Below are 16,583 nucleotides of genomic sequence, written 5' to 3' on the forward strand. Positions count from 1 at the left end.
TCGGCCCCTTGCCGAGCATGACGGCGACCAAATCATTCCTCGCCCGGCTGATCCATGCCGCCATTGGCGAGGAATTTCTCCAGCCAGTGGATGTTGTAGTCGCCGTTCAGCATGTCCTGGTTGCGCACCAGGGTGCGGAACAGCGGCAGCGTCGTGTCGACGCCGTCGACGACGAACTCGTCGAGCGAACGGCGCAGGCGCATCAGGCATTCGGCCCGGTTGCGGCCGTGCACGATCAGCTTGCCGACCAGCGAGTCGTAGTGTGGCGGGATGACATAGCCCTGATAGGCCGCCGAATCGACGCGCACGCCGAGGCCGCCCGGCGTGTGGAACGAGGCGATCTTGCCGGGCGATGGCCGGAAATTCGCGGGATGCTCGGCATTGACGCGGCATTCGATGGCGTGGCCCTCGATGACGACGTCCTTCTGGCTGATCGAGAGCGGCGCGCCGGCGGCGATCCTTATCTGCTCGTTGACCAGGTCGATCCCGGTGATCATCTCGGTGACCGGGTGCTCGACCTGGATGCGGGTGTTCATCTCGATGAAGTAGAACTCGCCGTCCTCATAGAGGAACTCGATCGTGCCGGCGCCGAGATAGCCCATATCGGCCATCGCCTTGGCGCAGATCGCGCCGATCCGGTCGCGCTCGCCGGCATTGAGGGCGGGCGAGGGGCCTTCCTCCCAGACCTTCTGGTGGCGGCGCTGCAGCGAGCAGTCGCGCTCGCCGAGATGGATCGCCCGGCCCTGGCCGTCGCCGAGCACCTGGATCTCGATATGGCGCGGCTTCTCGAGATATTTCTCGATGTAGACGGCATCGTCGCCGAAATTGGCCTTGGCTTCGCTGCGGGCCGTGGCGAGCATGACGGAGACCTCGTCCTCGCTGCGCACGACCTTCATGCCCTTGCCGCCGCCGCCCGAGGCGGCCTTGATGATGACGGGCAGGCCGATCTCTCTGATGATGCGCAGCGCCTCCTCGTCATCGGCGACGCCACCCTCCGAGCCCGGGACGCAGGGGATGCCAAGGCGCTTGGCGGTGCGCTTGGCCTCGATCTTGTCGCCCATGCTGCGGATATGCTCGGCCTTGGGGCCGATGAAGGTGATGTTGTGCCGCTCCAGGATCTCGGCGAAGCGGGCGTTCTCGGAGAGGAAGCCGTAACCGGGATGGACCGCGTCGGCGCCGGTGATCTCGCAGGCGGCGATCAAAGCGGGGATGTTGAGATAGCTCTCGCGCGCCGGCGGTGGGCCGATGCAGACGCTCTCGTCGGCGAGGCGCACATGCATGGCGTTGGCGTCGGCGGTCGAATGCACCGCCACCGTCGCGATGCCGAGCTCCTTGGCGGCCCGCAGCACCCGCAGCGCGATCTCGCCGCGATTGGCGATCAGGATCTTGTCGAACATTTTCAGCCCGCTCCCGCCCGGATGGATCCTCACTCGATCACCAGCAGGGGCTCGCCGTATTCGACCGGCTGACCGTCCTCGACCAGGATGGCGATGACCTTGCCGGCGCGCGGGGCGACGATGTCGTTGAAGGTCTTCATGGCCTCGACCAGCAGCACGCGCTCGCCCGCCTTCACCTCCTGGCCGACCTCGATGAAGGGCTTGGCCTCCGGAGAGGGCCGGCGATAGGCGGTGCCGACCATCGGCGAATTGACCGTGCCGGGATGGGCGGCCGCGGCCTTGGCGTCGGCCGGAGCGGCGGGCGCTGCGACCGCGGCTGGCGCGGCGGCGTAGGCCGGCGCGGCCGCGACCGGCGCCATCACCGTCGCGGTGATGGTGCGGGCCACGCGGATGCGCAGATCGCCCTTCTGCACCTCGATCTCGGTCAGATCGGTCTCGTTGATCAGCTGCGCCATCTCGCGCACGAGTTCGGGATCGATGGGGCTCTTGGTCGCCATGGCGGATTTCACCGTCTTCGTGAGCTCGATGGGCGGGACGGCAGGTCCCGAAGGAGGTGCGCATAAGCGAAGGCATGACGCCGGATCAAGCCGGCGGCTTCGCAAGTGTCGCGCGTCTTTACCCGGAACAGCGGGGCAGGAAAAGGGCGAAGGCGCCCAAGGGGCGCCTTGCCTATGCATATCGCCGCCATTCCGGGAGTTGTTCCACAGGAACGACGTGGCGAAGGCCTGTTGCAGCGGTTCAAGCAGCTGCCGAGCCATCCGTCGAGACGGCCCGGCCCCGCTTACCTCAGCCGCTGCAGGTCGCCTTGCCGCATTTGCGGACGGCCTCGATCTTCTGCTTCAGCGCCGCCTGGCCGACCGCGCCGAACACGACCTCGTCGCCGACGATGAAGGCGGGCGTGCCGGTCAGGCCGAGCCGGTCGCCGAGCGCAACCGTCTGCTCGATCACCGCACGCGTCGCCGGAGCGTCGATCTCCTTCTTGACGCGCTCGATGTCGGCACCGGCTTCCTTGGCGATCTCCAACGCCTTGGCGCCGTTGATCCGGCCCTTGGTCGCCATCAGCTTGAGATGGAAATCCCAGTACTTCTGGCCCTGGAGCTGGTTCTTCACGGCGATGGCGACGCGGCTCGCCTCGACGGAATCGGGGCCGAGGATCGGGAAGTCCTTGATCACCACCTTGAGCTTGGGATCGTCCTTGGCGAGAGCGCGGACGTCTTCCATCGCCCTTTTGCAGTAGCCGCAATTGTAATCCATGAACTCGACCAGGGTGACGTCGCCCTGCGGATTGCCGGCGATCACCGAGGTCGCGGGATCGGTCAGGCTGGCCTTCTCGGCGGCGAGCGCATTGCGCTGGGCCTCGACCTGCGCGACCTGATTGCGCTTCTCGAGCTCGACCAGCGCCTCCTGGATCAGCTCAGGATTCTTCAGCAGCGTCTCCCTGACCAGCTCGACCACGGCCGCACGTTGCTCGGCCGAAAGCGACTGGGCCTCAGCCGGCACGGCGGCGACGCCGAGCGCGCAGGCGGCGATGCCGGCGAGCGCCAGACGGCGCAGCGAAGAGAAGATCATGACGACGGTCCTTTCCAGAGCGCGACTCAGGTGCGCTATCGTTGTTTGTCGGGGGGAACATACTCGACGATGTCGCGGGCGCGCAGCGCCGCAGGCGAGCCCTGCGGCAATTTGGCCAGAGCCCGGCTCGCCTGCGTATGGGCAACGGTCCAGTTGCCGGTGGCGAAAGCGTATTGCGCGGCCGAGAGCTCGGCCATCGCGATATTGCCCTTGGCGGCATAGGCGTTCGAAAGGTGCTGGTGCGCATCGGCCGAATCCGGCTCGCGCGTCGCCGCGTTCGAGAGCTCGCGGATGGCCTCGTCGAGCAGCGCCTTGTCGCCGGTCTGCTGCAACGCATGGCCGAGCATCTGCCGGATCAACCCGGCCTGCGGCGCCAGCGACACCGCCTGGCGCAGCACCGGCACGGCCTCTCGCGCTCGGCCTGCCTCGAGCAGGGCCTGGCCTTTGAGCTCGATGAAATAGGCGTTCTTCGGCTGCTCGCCGATCAGCCGGTCGATGGCCGCGAGCGCCTGGGCCATCCGGCCGGAGCGATAGTCGCTGATGGCGCGCGCATAGCGGGCGGCCATCGACTGGTCGGCCATGCCATAGCGGCGGGCGACGCCGCCCTCGCGCTCGATGAAACCCATCAGCTTGGCGCGCATCAGGTCGTGGCGCGCCTGCAATGCCGGTGGGTCGGGCTTGTCGAAATTGGGGCTCTGCTTCGCCAGGGTCTCGAGCTGGGCGATGCGTTCGGCCGGCATCGGATGGCTGATCGTGTAGGGATCGATCGCCTGCGAGAGGAAGGCGCTGTTCTCGGCGAAACGCCGGAAGACGGTGAGCATGCCCTTGGCCGATTGACCGGCAGCAGCGAGGAAGCGCACTGCCGCGCGGTCGGCGGCCTGCTCCTCCGAGCGCTGATAGGCCAGCAGCGAGCGTCGTACCAGTTCCTGCGGCCCCGCGATCGCCCCCGCTGCGCCGATACCGGCATTGCCGATCGCGGAGCTGCCGCTGCGCGCGCCGGCGACCGCGCCACCGACTCCGACCAGCAGGCCGGCGATCGAGAGGATCTGCGCGTTCTGGATTTCCTGCCGCAGCCGCGCCAGATGTCCTCCGGCGAGATGGCCGCTCTCATGGGCGAGGACGCCGATCACCTCGTTCGGCGTCGCGGCATCCATCAGCACGCCGATATTGACGAAGATCGACTTGCCATCAGCGACGAAGGCATTGAAGGCGCGGTTGTTGATCAGGATGATCCGGGTCGCGCCGGCATTGATCCCGGCGGCCTTGAATATCGGCGCCGCATAGTCGCGCAGCAACTGCTCGATCTCGGCGTCGCGGATCAGCGAGACCGAACGCTTCTCCTGCGCCAGAGCCGGCGCTGCGACCGCGACCAAGGCCAGCCCGGCAGCGAGCGATCGCCGCAGGGAGGCCAAAGGTGGGCGTCGGAGGCGAAAGGACTGCATGAGCTCGCGATTCTTGTCCTCCGGCAGCGCGGCAGCGTCAATTCACAGCTTTGCCAGCGGAGCGCTCGGGTGTTCCTGCAACAGGATCGTGATCCTGCCATGGCAGGGAGCGAAAAGGCTTGTCTCACCCGCAAGGGGCGGCAACAGATAGCTCTCAACCGCAAGAGGTCGTCATGTCGAAGCTGCTTCTCCCCGCCCTCGCTCTCGGCCTCTGCCTGCCTCTCTTGGCAACTGCCAAGCCCGCGGCCGCCCAGAGCTGCGAGGACCTCTGGTACCAGCGCAACGAGATCTACAAGGCGCAGGGCTACTGCTTCCGCACCCAGCGCGGCATCAGCGCCTTCGGCAATGCCGGCTGCCAGTACGACAATGTCGAGGACGTGCCGCTCTCGGCGACCCAGCGCCGCGTCATCGCCGACATCCAGCGCGCCGAGCGCACGAACCGCTGCCCGCGTTGACGCGGATATCCTCCTACCGAGCGTTCGAAGCCGCTACCCCGCCGCCTGGAAGCGGACCTCACCCTGGTTCAGGAAGCAGGCCTTGCTGAACAGCGACAGGTCGAGCGGGTTCGGCAGGCGGACATCGGCGAGGTCCGGGCAGGACTTGACCGCCGGATCGTAGGAGCGGTCGATCTGCGAGATAAAGACCAGGATCAGTCCCTTCTCCCGTGCGAACGCCTTGAGATCGCGGATCTGGACCGTCAGCTCGGGGTTGCCGCGCTTCTGGTCGAGCAGCTGCAGATAGTCGACGATCGCGAGCGTGCCCGGCGCCGCATCCGCCAGCGCGTGCATGATGTGGGCGGCGCTGATTGCATCCGAATCGTCGAAGGAAAACAGCGCCTCGAACTGCCCCGGCTCGACGCCGAGCGCCCGGAAGCGGCCGAGCACGTCCCTGGCCGTGTACTCCAGCGTGAAGAACACGGCGCGGCAGCCGGCTTTCATTGCTTCCAAGGCGAGCTCGAGGCTGAGCAGCGTCTTGCCGTGTCCCGGTCTTGCTCCGATGAGGAGCAGGTCTCCCGGTACGAGGCGGGCCCACAACCCTTCGGCGGACAGGGCGTCCGCCGATCTGGCCGCGAGCAGGCTCCAGGCGCCGAAGCCTTCGCCGATGGCGACGCGATCGAGCGCGAGATGGAGCGGGATGGCTTCCTTGCGCGCCAGAATCCTGGCCTTGCGCTTCAGGCGATAGACGGGTGCGGAAAGCTTCATCGATGGACCTCCTGATGCGAGCCTTGTCCGCAACCCCTCCTTATGCGCAGCGCTCGAACAGTCGGTTCGATGATGAAAATACCCTGCACGGCAGCGTGCTTCCCGGTTGGAGGGAGGAGGCGTGGGTGACGCCTGGAATCAGATCATAGCCGATCCCGCTCGCGCCGTCGCCTTGCGTCCATCCCAATCGAAACCGCGAAGATGCTCGACGAGGGCACGCAGCTTCGGCGCCATGGCGCGGCGGCTGGGATAATAGAGATAGAAGCCCGCGAAATAGGGGCAGAATTCCTCCAGCAGCGGCACCAGTTCGCCACGCGCGATCGCAGGCCGAAAGCTCTCCTCCATGCCGAAGGTGATGCCGGCGCCCGCGACTGACAGCTTGATCATCAGCGCCATGTCGCTCGTCGTGATCTCCGGCGCGACGGCGACGCTGAACTCCTTTCCGCCCTCGGCGAACTCCCAGCGATAGGGCGGCAGCCTCGGCCCCGGCCGCCAGCCGATGCAGCGATGTGCTGCGAGCTCACGCGGATGGGCCGGCACGCCGAAGCGCTCGCGATAGGCCGGCGCGCAGACGGCAAGCTGGCGTTCCTCGCCGCCGATCGAGACCGCGATCATGTCCTGCTCGATGACCTCGCCGAGCCTGACGCCGGCATCGTAGCCGGCGGCGACGATGTCGAACTCCTGGTCGGTCACGGTGATGTCGAGCTCGACCTCGGGATGGCCCGCGGCGAAGCTCGCCAGGAGTGGGCCTGACAGGAAGCGCTCGGCGATTGACGAGACGGCAAGGCGCAGGCGTCCGCGCGGACCGGCGCGCAGGTCGCGGGTCGCCTCGACGGCGGCGCGCAGATCCGACAAAGCGGGGGCGAGATCGGCGAGGAGGCGCTCGCCCGCCTCGGTCAGGCTGACGCTGCGTGTGGTTCGCTGCACCAGCGCGATGCCGAGCCGCTCTTCCAGCTTCCTGATCGCTTGGCTGACTGCCGAGCGCGTGACGCCGATGCGGTCGGCGGCGCCGCGAAAGTTTCGCTCCTCGGCCACGAGCGCGAACACGGCGAGGGCGTTGAGATCCATCTCCATTGGTTAGAATAACTCTCCAGACTGGAAAGGAATGAGGAGCTTATCGCGACAATGGCTCGCTTCTAGCTTTTGGGCAACCGCCGCACGGCGGTTTCACGAAGCAAACCAGACGGAGCAGACATGCCCACCGACAAGGTTGTCCTCATCACCGGCGCTTCCAGCGGGATCGGCGCCGGCATCGCCCGCGAGCTCGCGGCGGCCGGAGCAAAGCTGATGCTCGGCGCACGGCGCATCGACCGGCTCGACGCACTCGCCGAAGAGCTGACCGCAAAAGGCGGCGAGGTCCGTATCCGCCGGCTCGACGTCACCGATCGCGCCGATGTCGCCGCCTTCGCCGAGGCGGCGCGCGCGGCCTTCGGCCGCGTCGACGTCATCGTCAACAATGCCGGCGTGATGCCGCTCTCGCCGATGGCCTCGCTCAAGGTCGACGAGTGGGACCGGATGATCGACGTCAACATCAAGGGCGTGCTCTACGGCATCGCCGCCGTGCTGCCGCAGATGCTGGCGCGCGGCTCCGGCCAGATCGTCAACATCGCCTCGATCGGCGCGCTCGCGGTCTCGCCGACGGCCGCCGTCTACTGCGCGACGAAATATGCGGTGCGCGCCATCTCCGACGGCCTGCGGCAGGAGCACGCCGACCTGCGCGTCACCTGCATCCATCCCGGCGTAGTCGAGAGCGAGCTCGCGGGCACCATCACCGATCCGGCCGCGGCCGAATTGATGAAGAGCTACCGCGCCATCGCGCTCCAGCCGGATGCGATCGGCCGCGCCGTGCGCTTCGCGATCGAGCAGCCGGACGATGTCGACGTCAACGAGATCGTCGTGCGCCCCACCGCGACCCGCTGAGGAGGAAGTCATGAGCCTGGCCAAGCCATCCCCGCTGCGCGCCGCTGCAGCAGCCTTCGCCATCGCGGCGATGCCCGCGCCCACCTTCGCCGAATCGAGCGAGGAACGCCGCAAGCGCGGCGATGCCGTCATCCGCAGCCTGAACAATGGCGAGCCGCAACAGGCCCTGGAGCGCATGCGGCAGGAGTTCCCCTTCCTCGCCGAGGCGACTGAGACCTATGCGCTCGGCGATGTCTGGTCGCGGACCGGCCTCGACAGCCGCACGCGCCAGCTCGCAGCAGTCGCAGCCTTCGCCGCGACCGGCCAGACCGCCTTCATGAAGGTCCATGCCGGCTACGCCCTCAACATCGGCGTGCCCGAGGGAGAGCTGAAGGAGATCGTCTACCTGATCACCGTGCCAGCCGGCATCTCGCGGGCGATCGCGGCGTCGCAGGCGCTGTCGGAACTTTTCGCCGAACGCCGCAGACAGTGAAAGGAGCGATCATGAACACCCTGCTCGTGAATGCCTTGCTGGTGCTGACCGCTGGCGTCGGCCTTGCCACTACGACCATCCCCAACGGACCTGAAGGATCGACCCGCATGATGATTGCCCAGGCAGCCGCTGCCGAGAGTCACCCCTATGTCGGCATGTGGGTCACCGCTGACGGCAATGTCCGGCACAATCTCCTGCCGAACGACCGTTACGACGAGGCGCGCGGCAATCGCGAGAGCGCCTATCGCGGCCGGTACAAGGTCACCGGCAATTATATCGAGTACTGGGACGACACCGGCTTCACCGCCGACGGGACCTTCGTCGACGCCGATACGCTGCATCATGGCGGCATGATCCTACGCCGCCGCCCCTGACATGAGGTGTCGGAGCCGCCCCGCATTTGCTGTGGATGCGGCAACCGGCGACACCTGTGCGCTCGCGCCCGCGTGCTAGACCACCCCGCTCGCTCGCCCCGCTCCGGGACGGGCCGCGGGGACTTCAGGCGACACGCTGGCTGGCATGAAGACGGGCATCGATATGGGGTCGACGCGTAGCGGCGAACCCGCTGAGCTCGACCTCGCCGAACTGCTGGCGACGCGGCTCCTGGTCCAGGGCAACTCCGGCTCGGGCAAGTCGCATCTGCTGCGTCGGCTGCTCGAACAGAGCGCGCCGCTGGTGCAGCAGGCCATCGTCGACCCGGAAGGCGACTTCGTCTCGCTCGCCGACCAGTTCGGCCATGTCGTGGTCGACGGCACGGCGAGCCCGGTCGAACTGCAGAAGATCGCCTTGCGCGTGCGCCAGCACCGTGTCTCGGTGGTGCTCAACCTCGAAGAGCTCGACGCCGACGAGCAGCTGCGCGCCACTGCCGCTTTCCTCGGCGGACTCTTCGATATCGACCGCGCCCACTGGTATCCGATGCTGGTCGTGGTCGACGAAGCCCAGCTCTTCGCGCCCGTCATGGCCGGCGAGGCCTCGGATGAGGCGCGTCGGCTTTCGCTTGGAGCCATGACCAACCTGATGTGCCGTGGCCGCAAGCGTGGCCTTGCCGGCGTGATCGCGACGCAGCGCCTCGCCAAGCTCGCCAAGAACGTCGCGGCGGAAGCCTCCAACTTCCTGATGGGTCGCACCTTCCTCGACATCGACATGCAGCGCGCCGCCGACCTGCTCGGCATGGACCGGCGCCAGGCCGAGATGTTCCGCGATCTCGAGCGCGGCCAGTTCGTCGCGCTCGGCCCGGCTCTGTCGAAGAAGCCGCTGCCGGTCAGGATCGGCCCCGTCGCCTCGGTCGATCGCGGCGGCGCCCCGAGCCTGATGCCGCTGCCCGAGCAGGCGCCGGAAGACGCCAGCAAGCTGATCTTCACCGCCGGCGAAGGCGAGGCCGCGCCGGCGCCCTGGCCGAAGCAGCCGCGCCCACGGCCGGTGGTGGCGCCCGAGATCATCCGCCGGATCGAGACGCACCAGCCGGTGCCGCCGCCCGAACCCGAGATCGAGATGGATCCGGAAGAGCGCGCCGCCGCGCTGGTCGAGATCCTGAACGAGCTGCTCGACGATCCCGAGGCGCGCGACCGGCCGGTCGCCGTGCTCTACCAGGACTTCACCGTGCGCTGCCGGATGCGCCGCGTCAGTGGCCCGGAGACCGGGCTGGAGGCCTTCCGCAAGCGCCTCGCCGTCGCTCGCGCCGGGGCGAGCGAGGAGGTGCTGTCCTCCGATGCCTGGGAAAAGGCGCTGACAGCGGCCGAGACCCTGCCGGAAGACCTGCACGGACTCTTCCTGTTCATCGCCCGCAGCGCGATCGAAGGCGCGCCTTGCCCGTCGGACGCCGAACTGGCCGAGGCCTATGGCAGCCATTCGCCGAGCCGGGCGCGGCGCCTTCTCGGCTATATCGAGGAGCGCGGCCTCCTCGTCTGCCATGTCGATTTCCGCGGCCAGCGCACTCTGGCCTTGCCGACGCTCGGCGTCGAGACAGCGCCGGGTCTCGCCTCGCCGCTGGTCAAGGGATTGCCGCCGCGCCGGGCGCGAGGCTAGCCGTGATGCCTGCGCCGGTCGACCGGTGCCATTCGTTGCTCGGGCCTCAACCCGGACGGGAATGACGCTCGGCGTTGACACAGCCTGCCATCACGCGCTCCCATCCTGCCATGAAAGCCCGCTCCACACCCGCACGCGCGCCGGCGATCACGCCGGAACTGCTGCTGCGCGCCTATGCGGCCGGCGTCTTCCCGATGGCCGAGAGCGCCGACGATCCCAGCCTGTTCTGGGTCGAGCCCGAGATTCGCGGCATCATCCCGCTCGACGCCTTCCATGTGCCGGGCAGGCTGGCGCGGACCGTCCGTTCGGACCGCTTCGAGATCAGGGTCGATCAGGATTTCGCCGCGGTGATCGCGGCCTGTGCCGAAAGCCGGCCTGACCGGGCCGAGACCTGGATCAATGGCCGCATCCGGGGGCTCTATGGCGAGCTCTTCCATCTCGGCTACGTCCACACCGTCGAGTGCTGGCGCGAGGGCAGGCTGGTCGGCGGGCTCTATGGCTTGTCGCTCGGAGGCGCCTTCTTCGGCGAGAGCATGTTCCACCGCGAGACCGATGCCTCGAAGGTGGCGTTGGTGCACCTGATCGCCCGATTGCGGCGCGGCGGCTACCGTCTGCTCGACACGCAGTTCCAGACCAGCCATCTCGCCCAGTTCGGCACGCGCGAAATCCCGCGCGAGGCCTATCGCGTACTGCTCGACGCCGCGATCGCGGCCGAAGGCGACTGGTGGTCCTGGCCGGCCGGAACGCCTGTCAGCGGTCGCGAGGTGCTGGCGGACATGCCTGGCTGAAGGCCGGTCAGGCCTCCGTCCCGCCGCTCGCCATCGGCGATGGCTCCCAGAGCTCGATCGGATTGCCCTCGGGATCGTGGATGCGGCAGAAGCGGCCGACCTCGGAATCCCATTCCGGCCGGGTCTCGACCGCAATGCCCGCCGCACGGAGCGAGGCCATCATCGCGTCGAGATCGTCGACGCGGAAATTGACCATCCATTGCTGTTCCGGGCGGCCGAAATAGTCGGTGGTCGCGGCGAAGGGGCCGAAAATGGTCGGTCCGGCATCCTGGCTCCAGACGGCCTTGTTCAGGTCGGCGATGCCGAGATGGCGCTCGTACCAGGCGGCCAGGGCCTGCGGGTCGTGGCCGCGAAAGAACAGGCCGCCGATGCCGGTGACCCGCGCCATGGTCAGTTGCTGCCGGCGGGGTCACGCCCCTGTGCCGGATTGGTCGGGAAGAAGCGCTGCGACGGCGTCTGGCGTGGCTGCACCGGCACGCCCTGCGGTGGCGCAACGTCGATGCGCTGATTGCCCGGCGGCGGAGTCTGCTGGGCCGGACGGGCCGGGCGGCGTTGGTCTGGGTTAAGCGGCGGCGGCGGGGCCTCCGGCTCCTTCGGATCGACGACGAGCTCGGTGCCGCCTTTGCAGTCGGTTAGCCAGACATCGTAGATCGCGTGCTCGACGCCATGCAGGCCGGGGCTCGCCGCATACATCCAGCCGGTGAAGATGCGCCGATACTCGTTGTTGAAGGTGACCTCGTCGACCTCGGTGAATGAGGTCGTCTGCGGCGCCTCGGTCGGCGGGCGCGTCCAGCAGACGCGCGGGGTGATCTGCAGAGCGCCGAACTGCACGGTCTCGTCGATCGCCACCTCGAAGGAGATGATCCGACCGGTGATCTTGTCGAGACCGGCGAAGACCGCGGTCGGGTTGCGAATGCGGTCGGCCTTGGCGGGAAAGGCCAACATGAGCGCGGCGCCGGAGATGGCGGCGACTGCGAGGGCTCTGCGGAAGGAGGACATGCTGGCTTGGCGAATCTCTTTCAGCGCGGCCGCGCGCGACGGGGCGCAGTAGCACGCCAATCGCAGCGGAAAAAGGGCGGATGGCGAGGTTCGAGTCGCGGGCGCCATGACCAGATGCACGGGCCTGGCGTTGCATGGCCGCCATGCCTGCAGCGAACATTTGTGCAGTTGCAATCCATTTGCAAATTCATATCCTGCCAATGCCTTGCAAGTGCAGAACCGAGGATCTCCATGGAAGCGCGCGTCGAAGGAAGCTCGGCCGGCTGGCGTACCGACCGGGGCGAGGCTTCGCTGGCGGATGTCCATCGCTCGATCGCGGTGCGCAGTTCCGGCCCTGGCTGGCGCCGCGCCGCCGCTTTCGTCGGACCCGGCTACCTGGTCGCCGTCGGCTATATGGACCCGGGCAACTGGGCGACCTCGCTCGCCGGTGGCTCGAAGTTCGGCTACACGCTGCTCGTCGTCGCGCTGGTCTCCAACATCATGGCGATCGTGCTGCAGTCGCTCTGCGCGCGGCTCGCCATCGCGTCCGGCCGCGACCTTGCCCAGGCCTGCCGCGACGCCTTTCCCAAGCCCGTCGCCTACATGCTCTGGTTCCTCGCCGAGGTCGCGATCATCGCGACCGACATCGCCGAGGTGATCGGCACCGCGATCGGCCTCAACCTGATCTTCGGCATCCCGCTCGAACTCGGCGTCGTCATCACCGCGCTCGACGTCTTCCTGATCCTCTATCTGCAGCGGCTCGGCTTCCGCTGGGTCGAGGCGCTGATCATCACGCTGCTCGGCGTGATCGCGATCTGCTTTGCGATCCAGATTGCGCTGGCCGACCCGAACTGGGGGCAGGTGATCCGCGGTTTTGCGCCGACCACTGAGATCGTCACCAATCCGGAGATGCTCTATCTGGCGCTCGGCATCCTCGGCGCGACCGTGATGCCGCATAATCTCTATCTGCATTCGGGCATCGTGCAGACACGCGCCTATGGCGAGACCCTGCCGGAAAAGCGCCAGGCGCTAACCTATGCCACGATCGATTCGACGGTCGCGCTGATGTTCGCGCTGCTGATCAACGCCTCGATCCTGATCCTGGCGGCGGCGACCTTCAACAAGACCGGCCAGACGGGAATCGCTGAACTCGGCGAGGCCCACAAACTGCTCGGCCCGTTGCTCGGGCTCGCCATCGCACCGACACTGTTCGGCATCGCGCTGCTCTGTTGCGGCATCAACTCGACGGTGACGGCGACACTCGCCGGCCAGATCGTGATGGAGGGCTTTCTCAAGATCAAACTGCCGCCCTGGCTGCGCCGGCTGATCACGCGGGCGATCGCGATCGTGCCGGCGGCGGCAGTGACGATCTGGTATGGCGACGAGGGCACGGCGAAACTCCTTATCCTGACCCAGGTCGTGCTCTCGCTGCAGCTCTCCTTCGCCGTCTTCCCGCTGGTGATGTTCACCGCCGACAAGGCCAAGATGGGCGAGCTCGTCGCACCGCGCTGGCTCATCGCCTTCGCCTACCTGATCGCGGTGGTGATCGCGGCGCTGAACGTCAAGCTGCTGATCGATTTCGTCGGCGGGGCCGGCTGACGCGGGCGGTCAGCGCCCGCGCCGGGCCGCGATCACGAAGCCGATCAGGGCGAGCGTGGCGAAGGCCGCGCCATTGAGGAAGGTGGCGGCGGCCCCGTAACGCTCCCAGAGCACGCCGGCGACGAGGTTGCCGGCGAGTACGGCAAGGCCTGTCGCCAGATTGAGCGCACCGAAGGCGGTGCCGCGAGCTGCAGCCGGAGCCCGGTCGGCGATCAGTGTCGCGAGAATGCCCTGAGAGAAGCCCATATGCAGGCCCCAGAGCACGATGCCGGCAACCAGCAGAGCCGGGGTCTGCGCGAAGGCGAGCACGAGGTCGGCGGCGATCAGGAAGACGAGGCTCATGGCCAGTATGCCCTGGCGCCCGATGCGGTCGGAGAGGACGCCGACGGGATAGGCCGTGAGGCCGAAGACCAGATGCATCAGCACCATGATCAGCGGGACCCAGGCGAGGGCGAAGCCCGCCTGCTGGGCCTTGAGCAGCAGGAAGGCCTCGCTGAAGCGGGCGAAGGTCAGGATGGCGCAGAGTCCGATCACCGCCCAGGCAGCTGGGTCAAGCTGGAGGAGCGCGGCGAGGCGAGGCCGCTCGCTCCGTTTCCCGGCGGCCGACGTCGCAGGTTCCTCGATGCCGACGATGATGACCGCAACGGCGATCAGAGCGGGTACCGCTGCGATCCAGAAGACGGTGATGAAGCTGTCGCCGCTGAGCAGCATCAGGCCGATCGCGACCAGTGGGCCGATAAAGCCGCCGACCGTGTCGAGCGATTTGCGCAGGCCGAAGCTGGCGCCGCGCAGCTCGGGTGGGGTGACGTCGGCGATCAGCGCATCGCGCGGCGCGCTCCTGATGCCCTTGCCGACTCGGTCGAGGAAGCGGGCGCCGGCGATCCAGCCGACCGTGTCGGCCAGCGGCACGATCGGCCGCGACAGGGCGGCGAGCCCGTAGCCGGCGAGGATCAGCGGCTTGCGCTGCCCCGACCAGTCGGAGAGCACGCCGGCGAAGAGCCGGGTCACCATGGCGGTCGCGACCGCCAATCCCTCGATCAGACCGACAGTGATGGCGGAGGCGCCGAGCCCGGTCACCAGATAGAGCGGCAACAGCGTCTGGACCATCTCGGATGAGATATCCATCAGCATGCTGACCAGGCCGAGCAGCCAGACGCTGCGCGGGATGGCGCGGGCGGTGGCGGCGAAGGAGGTCGGGTTGGTCACGACATGCCTCCACGGTTCGCGCGTTTCACCGCGCGAAGTGCCATGGCTTCGTAGAGAGATGTGTTGGGCACCCGCTCATCGCGGGCGCGGGTCGCTCAGCGCCCGGGCGTCCAGGCCTGGTAGTCGCCGGTCGCGGCCGGGGTCTGCTTGTCGCCGAGGGTCGAGCCGGGCGGGCGATAGGCCAAAGCCGTGCCGGTGTAGTTCGGCTGGTGCGGCTTCTGCCACTCGCGCGGCGTATATTTTTCCTCGGACGGGGCAACGTCGACGGTGTGGTGCAGCCAGCCGTTCCAGCCCGCCGGGATCATCGAAGCCTCGACCGGGCCGTTATAAACCACCCAGCGGCGCTGGATGCCGAGCGCCTTGTCCTTCTTGCCGCCCTTGGTGCGGTAGTAGACATTGCCGAACTCGTCCTCGCCGACCTTCTCGCCGAAGCGCCAGGTGTGGAACCTCGTGCCGATGGTCTGGCCGTTCCACCAGGTGAGGAGCTGGAGCAGAGTCTTGGTCATCGTTTCGCGTCCGAGCGGGCCTTGGGCCGTCGCGCGACTTATGAAGATGCGGGCACGCGATGTCCAGTGCGGCCCCGTGTCCGTTCGGGAATTCGTGATGGCGGGCTGCGCCTGGCGTTTTTCTGCGCTTCGGTGCTCACGTACCCGACATACGTTCCGCTTCGATGCCCGAAAACCACCAGTCTCGCCACGCCTTGACGAATTCTCGAACGAACACTCAGCGCAGCAGCGAGCGCGCGGTCGGAATGACGCGGGCTATGTCCGGTGCCTGACCGGTCCCGATCGGCACCGCGAGCAAGGCCGCTTCGAGCGCCGGTATCGCCTGTGGCACCGCTGGCCGGACGAGCGTGACCGTGACGCATTCGCCCTCGCGCACTGGCAGGCGCTTGAAGCCGTTCTCGCTGTGGTCGCTGATCAGGCTGGCGATCACTTCGCTGCCAGTGGAGCGTGCGGCATCGGCGACTGCTTTGGCTGCGGCTGCGGCAGCAGCATCGACAGCATCCGGCGCGAGATGATGGATGGCGACCAGATAGGGATGGCCATCTCCGAGATCGGCCGTTCCCGGCGGCAGCCGTTCGAGCCCGGCGGTATCGAAGCTGGCACCGGGCACCGCCGGCTTCAGCATCAGCACGTCGTGCCATTCCAGCATGGTCTCGTTGGCAGTCGGGCCGTGCTCAGCCCAGACAGGGCCGCCATAGAAGGCGGGGAGGGCGCGGGCGCGCGCCGCCTGATCGGGAAAGCCGCGGAACCAGACGAACTGGTCGGGCGCCGCGGGATCGCGGAACTGACAGACCACGCTCATCAGGGCCGCCTCCTGTGTTTCGACCAGATGGGTGTCGAATACCTCGATCAAAGCCTCGCGCGTGCCGGGCTTCAGGGTGTAGCGGCGCAGTTCGAAGACGGTGTCGGTCATGGCGTGCCTCCAGCTCGCCGTGCTGCTAGGCGGCGCGACCGACCAGTTGCGTCAGTAGTGTCATTCGGGGCTCGCCACGATTCGGTCATGATTCGAGATGGCTCGAATCCGCTCTCCAAAGCGCGCCAGCCGGCCAAGCATCGCGCGGATTCAAGGACTTGTGGCTGCCGCTGCAGAGAGCGCTTTCGCTAGTAGCACTCTCCGGTTTCTGTTGACGCTTCATTAACCATGGTCCGGCGGATTTTAGTGGTTTCGCACCGGCAAGGATCGTTGCAAGCTCGCAACGGCGTCGCGATTCCGCATGTGATTCCTTGGGCTTAGCGGGTGCCTTGAAACTTATCCCCACGATCCACATCTTCCTACAAGATGTCGTATCCACACCTATCGATGCGCACTAATCCTTGACGCGGCGACCCAATCGGGACTAAATTTTGACGGTCGCGTGACGGCTGGCGGAGACGCCTTTTTCGACCCGCGAAACGAGTTCCCGGACGGGTCAAGGCGATCACCGCGGCGCGCCAGAGATGGCGACGGCGAACGGCGACGTGCGTGCTCCGGCTGGTCGC

The 16,583-nt window shown here is 67.4% G+C and carries 18 protein-coding genes; 7 read left to right on the top strand and 11 right to left on the bottom strand.

Features of this window, described 5'->3' with window-relative positions; genetic code table 11:
* Nucleotides 1–32: 32 nt before the first annotated feature.
* The 4 genes from accC to AC07O0_RS05990 all read right to left on the bottom strand — a co-directional run bounded on the left by accC (nt 33) and on the right by AC07O0_RS05990 (nt 4,408).
* Nucleotides 33–1,397, bottom strand: coding sequence for an acetyl-CoA carboxylase biotin carboxylase subunit (gene accC, locus AC07O0_RS05975; protein ID WP_494620957.1), 1,365 nt, complete (start codon nt 1,395–1,397; stop codon nt 33–35).
* A 29-nt stretch (nt 1,398–1,426) separates the two neighbouring features.
* Nucleotides 1,427–1,894: an acetyl-CoA carboxylase biotin carboxyl carrier protein gene (gene accB, locus AC07O0_RS05980; RefSeq protein ID WP_494620959.1), complete on the bottom strand. Its 468-nt coding sequence runs from the start codon at nt 1,892–1,894 to the stop codon at nt 1,427–1,429.
* A gap of 289 nt (nt 1,895–2,183) precedes the next feature.
* Nucleotides 2,184–2,966: a DsbA family protein gene (locus AC07O0_RS05985; protein ID WP_494620961.1), complete on the bottom strand. Its 783-nt coding sequence runs from the start codon at nt 2,964–2,966 to the stop codon at nt 2,184–2,186.
* A gap of 35 nt (nt 2,967–3,001) precedes the next feature.
* On the bottom strand, nt 3,002–4,408 hold the full coding sequence (locus AC07O0_RS05990) for a M48 family metalloprotease (protein WP_494620963.1): 1,407 nt from the start codon (nt 4,406–4,408) through the stop codon (nt 3,002–3,004).
* Between the two features lie 173 nt (nt 4,409–4,581).
* On the opposite strand from AC07O0_RS05990, the gene AC07O0_RS05995 reads away from it, so the two are divergent.
* Nucleotides 4,582–4,863 (top strand): YARHG domain-containing protein, encoded by a 282-nt coding sequence (locus AC07O0_RS05995; RefSeq protein ID WP_494620965.1) that lies wholly within the window; start codon nt 4,582–4,584, stop codon nt 4,861–4,863.
* Between the two features lie 33 nt (nt 4,864–4,896).
* On the opposite strand, the gene AC07O0_RS06000 is transcribed toward AC07O0_RS05995, so the two are convergent.
* Nucleotides 4,897–5,610, bottom strand: coding sequence for a DNA helicase (locus tag AC07O0_RS06000; RefSeq protein WP_494620967.1), 714 nt, complete (start codon nt 5,608–5,610; stop codon nt 4,897–4,899).
* 138 nt (nt 5,611–5,748) lie between these two features.
* Nucleotides 5,749–6,684, bottom strand: a complete 936-nt coding sequence (locus tag AC07O0_RS06005) for a LysR family transcriptional regulator (protein WP_494620969.1) — start codon at nt 6,682–6,684, stop codon at nt 5,749–5,751.
* Between the two features lie 120 nt (nt 6,685–6,804).
* Here AC07O0_RS06005 and AC07O0_RS06010 point away from each other — a divergent pair, with 120 nt between their 5' ends.
* The 5 genes from AC07O0_RS06010 (at nt 6,805) to aat (ending at nt 10,815) form a co-directional block, all read left to right on the top strand.
* The gene (locus AC07O0_RS06010; protein WP_494620971.1) at nt 6,805–7,530 is read left to right on the top strand and encodes an SDR family oxidoreductase; all 726 of its coding nucleotides are present in this window, start codon (nt 6,805–6,807) and stop codon (nt 7,528–7,530) included.
* Between the two features lie 10 nt (nt 7,531–7,540).
* Nucleotides 7,541–8,002, top strand: a complete 462-nt coding sequence (locus tag AC07O0_RS06015) for a carboxymuconolactone decarboxylase family protein (protein ID WP_494620973.1) — start codon at nt 7,541–7,543, stop codon at nt 8,000–8,002.
* A gap of 11 nt (nt 8,003–8,013) precedes the next feature.
* A complete protein-coding gene (locus tag AC07O0_RS06020; RefSeq protein ID WP_494620975.1) occupies nt 8,014–8,376 on the top strand; it encodes an Atu4866 domain-containing protein in 363 nt (120 codons plus the stop codon).
* Between the two features lie 145 nt (nt 8,377–8,521).
* Complete coding sequence (locus AC07O0_RS06025) at nt 8,522–10,027, top strand: helicase HerA domain-containing protein (protein WP_494620977.1); 1,506 nt, start codon at nt 8,522–8,524, stop codon at nt 10,025–10,027.
* Between the two features lie 110 nt (nt 10,028–10,137).
* Nucleotides 10,138–10,815 carry a leucyl/phenylalanyl-tRNA--protein transferase gene (aat, locus tag AC07O0_RS06030; protein ID WP_454027854.1) on the top strand — a complete coding sequence of 226 codons (678 nt, stop codon included), beginning with the start codon at nt 10,138–10,140 and terminating at the stop codon, nt 10,813–10,815.
* A gap of 7 nt (nt 10,816–10,822) precedes the next feature.
* Here the strand turns inward: aat and AC07O0_RS06035 are convergent, their stop codons facing one another.
* A complete protein-coding gene (locus AC07O0_RS06035; protein ID WP_494620979.1) occupies nt 10,823–11,203 on the bottom strand; it encodes a VOC family protein in 381 nt (126 codons plus the stop codon).
* 2 nt (nt 11,204–11,205) lie between these two features.
* A complete protein-coding gene (locus AC07O0_RS06040) occupies nt 11,206–11,814 on the bottom strand; it encodes a DUF2155 domain-containing protein (RefSeq protein WP_494620981.1) in 609 nt (202 codons plus the stop codon).
* A gap of 231 nt (nt 11,815–12,045) precedes the next feature.
* Here AC07O0_RS06040 and AC07O0_RS06045 point away from each other — a divergent pair, with 231 nt between their 5' ends.
* Nucleotides 12,046–13,392, top strand: a complete 1,347-nt coding sequence (locus AC07O0_RS06045; protein WP_494620983.1) for an Nramp family divalent metal transporter — start codon at nt 12,046–12,048, stop codon at nt 13,390–13,392.
* 9 nt (nt 13,393–13,401) lie between these two features.
* On the opposite strand, the gene AC07O0_RS06050 is transcribed toward AC07O0_RS06045, so the two are convergent.
* The 3 genes from AC07O0_RS06050 to AC07O0_RS06060 all read right to left on the bottom strand — a co-directional run bounded on the left by AC07O0_RS06050 (nt 13,402) and on the right by AC07O0_RS06060 (nt 16,017).
* A complete protein-coding gene (locus tag AC07O0_RS06050) occupies nt 13,402–14,598 on the bottom strand; it encodes an MFS transporter (protein ID WP_494620985.1) in 1,197 nt (398 codons plus the stop codon).
* 95 nt (nt 14,599–14,693) lie between these two features.
* Nucleotides 14,694–15,104 (bottom strand): NADH:ubiquinone oxidoreductase subunit NDUFA12, encoded by a 411-nt coding sequence (locus AC07O0_RS06055; RefSeq protein ID WP_494620987.1) that lies wholly within the window; start codon nt 15,102–15,104, stop codon nt 14,694–14,696.
* A gap of 217 nt (nt 15,105–15,321) precedes the next feature.
* On the bottom strand, nt 15,322–16,017 hold the full coding sequence (locus AC07O0_RS06060) for an NIPSNAP family protein (RefSeq protein WP_494620989.1): 696 nt from the start codon (nt 16,015–16,017) through the stop codon (nt 15,322–15,324).
* Nucleotides 16,018–16,583 lie beyond the last annotated feature (566 nt).

This window comes from Allobosea sp. GW821-FHT10B12, from assembly GCF_059415545.1.

Coding starts and splice junctions, on each gene's coding strand:
- accC (WP_494620957.1), bottom strand. CDS start 1,397: ATGTTCGACAAGATCCTGATCGCCAATCGCGGCGAGATCGCGCTGCGG.
- accB (WP_494620959.1), bottom strand. CDS start 1,894: ATGGCGACCAAGAGCCCCATCGATCCCGAACTCGTGCGCGAGATGGCG.
- AC07O0_RS05985 (WP_494620961.1), bottom strand. CDS start 2,966: ATGATCTTCTCTTCGCTGCGCCGTCTGGCGCTCGCCGGCATCGCCGCC.
- AC07O0_RS05990 (WP_494620963.1), bottom strand. CDS start 4,408: ATGCAGTCCTTTCGCCTCCGACGCCCACCTTTGGCCTCCCTGCGGCGA.
- AC07O0_RS05995 (WP_494620965.1), top strand. CDS start 4,582: ATGTCGAAGCTGCTTCTCCCCGCCCTCGCTCTCGGCCTCTGCCTGCCT.
- AC07O0_RS06000 (WP_494620967.1), bottom strand. CDS start 5,610: ATGAAGCTTTCCGCACCCGTCTATCGCCTGAAGCGCAAGGCCAGGATT.
- AC07O0_RS06005 (WP_494620969.1), bottom strand. CDS start 6,684: ATGGAGATGGATCTCAACGCCCTCGCCGTGTTCGCGCTCGTGGCCGAG.
- AC07O0_RS06010 (WP_494620971.1), top strand. CDS start 6,805: ATGCCCACCGACAAGGTTGTCCTCATCACCGGCGCTTCCAGCGGGATC.
- AC07O0_RS06015 (WP_494620973.1), top strand. CDS start 7,541: ATGAGCCTGGCCAAGCCATCCCCGCTGCGCGCCGCTGCAGCAGCCTTC.
- AC07O0_RS06020 (WP_494620975.1), top strand. CDS start 8,014: ATGAACACCCTGCTCGTGAATGCCTTGCTGGTGCTGACCGCTGGCGTC.
- AC07O0_RS06025 (WP_494620977.1), top strand. CDS start 8,522: ATGAAGACGGGCATCGATATGGGGTCGACGCGTAGCGGCGAACCCGCT.
- aat (WP_454027854.1), top strand. CDS start 10,138: ATGAAAGCCCGCTCCACACCCGCACGCGCGCCGGCGATCACGCCGGAA.
- AC07O0_RS06035 (WP_494620979.1), bottom strand. CDS start 11,203: ATGGCGCGGGTCACCGGCATCGGCGGCCTGTTCTTTCGCGGCCACGAC.
- AC07O0_RS06040 (WP_494620981.1), bottom strand. CDS start 11,814: ATGTCCTCCTTCCGCAGAGCCCTCGCAGTCGCCGCCATCTCCGGCGCC.
- AC07O0_RS06045 (WP_494620983.1), top strand. CDS start 12,046: ATGGAAGCGCGCGTCGAAGGAAGCTCGGCCGGCTGGCGTACCGACCGG.
- AC07O0_RS06055 (WP_494620987.1), bottom strand. CDS start 15,104: ATGACCAAGACTCTGCTCCAGCTCCTCACCTGGTGGAACGGCCAGACC.
- AC07O0_RS06060 (WP_494620989.1), bottom strand. CDS start 16,017: ATGACCGACACCGTCTTCGAACTGCGCCGCTACACCCTGAAGCCCGGC.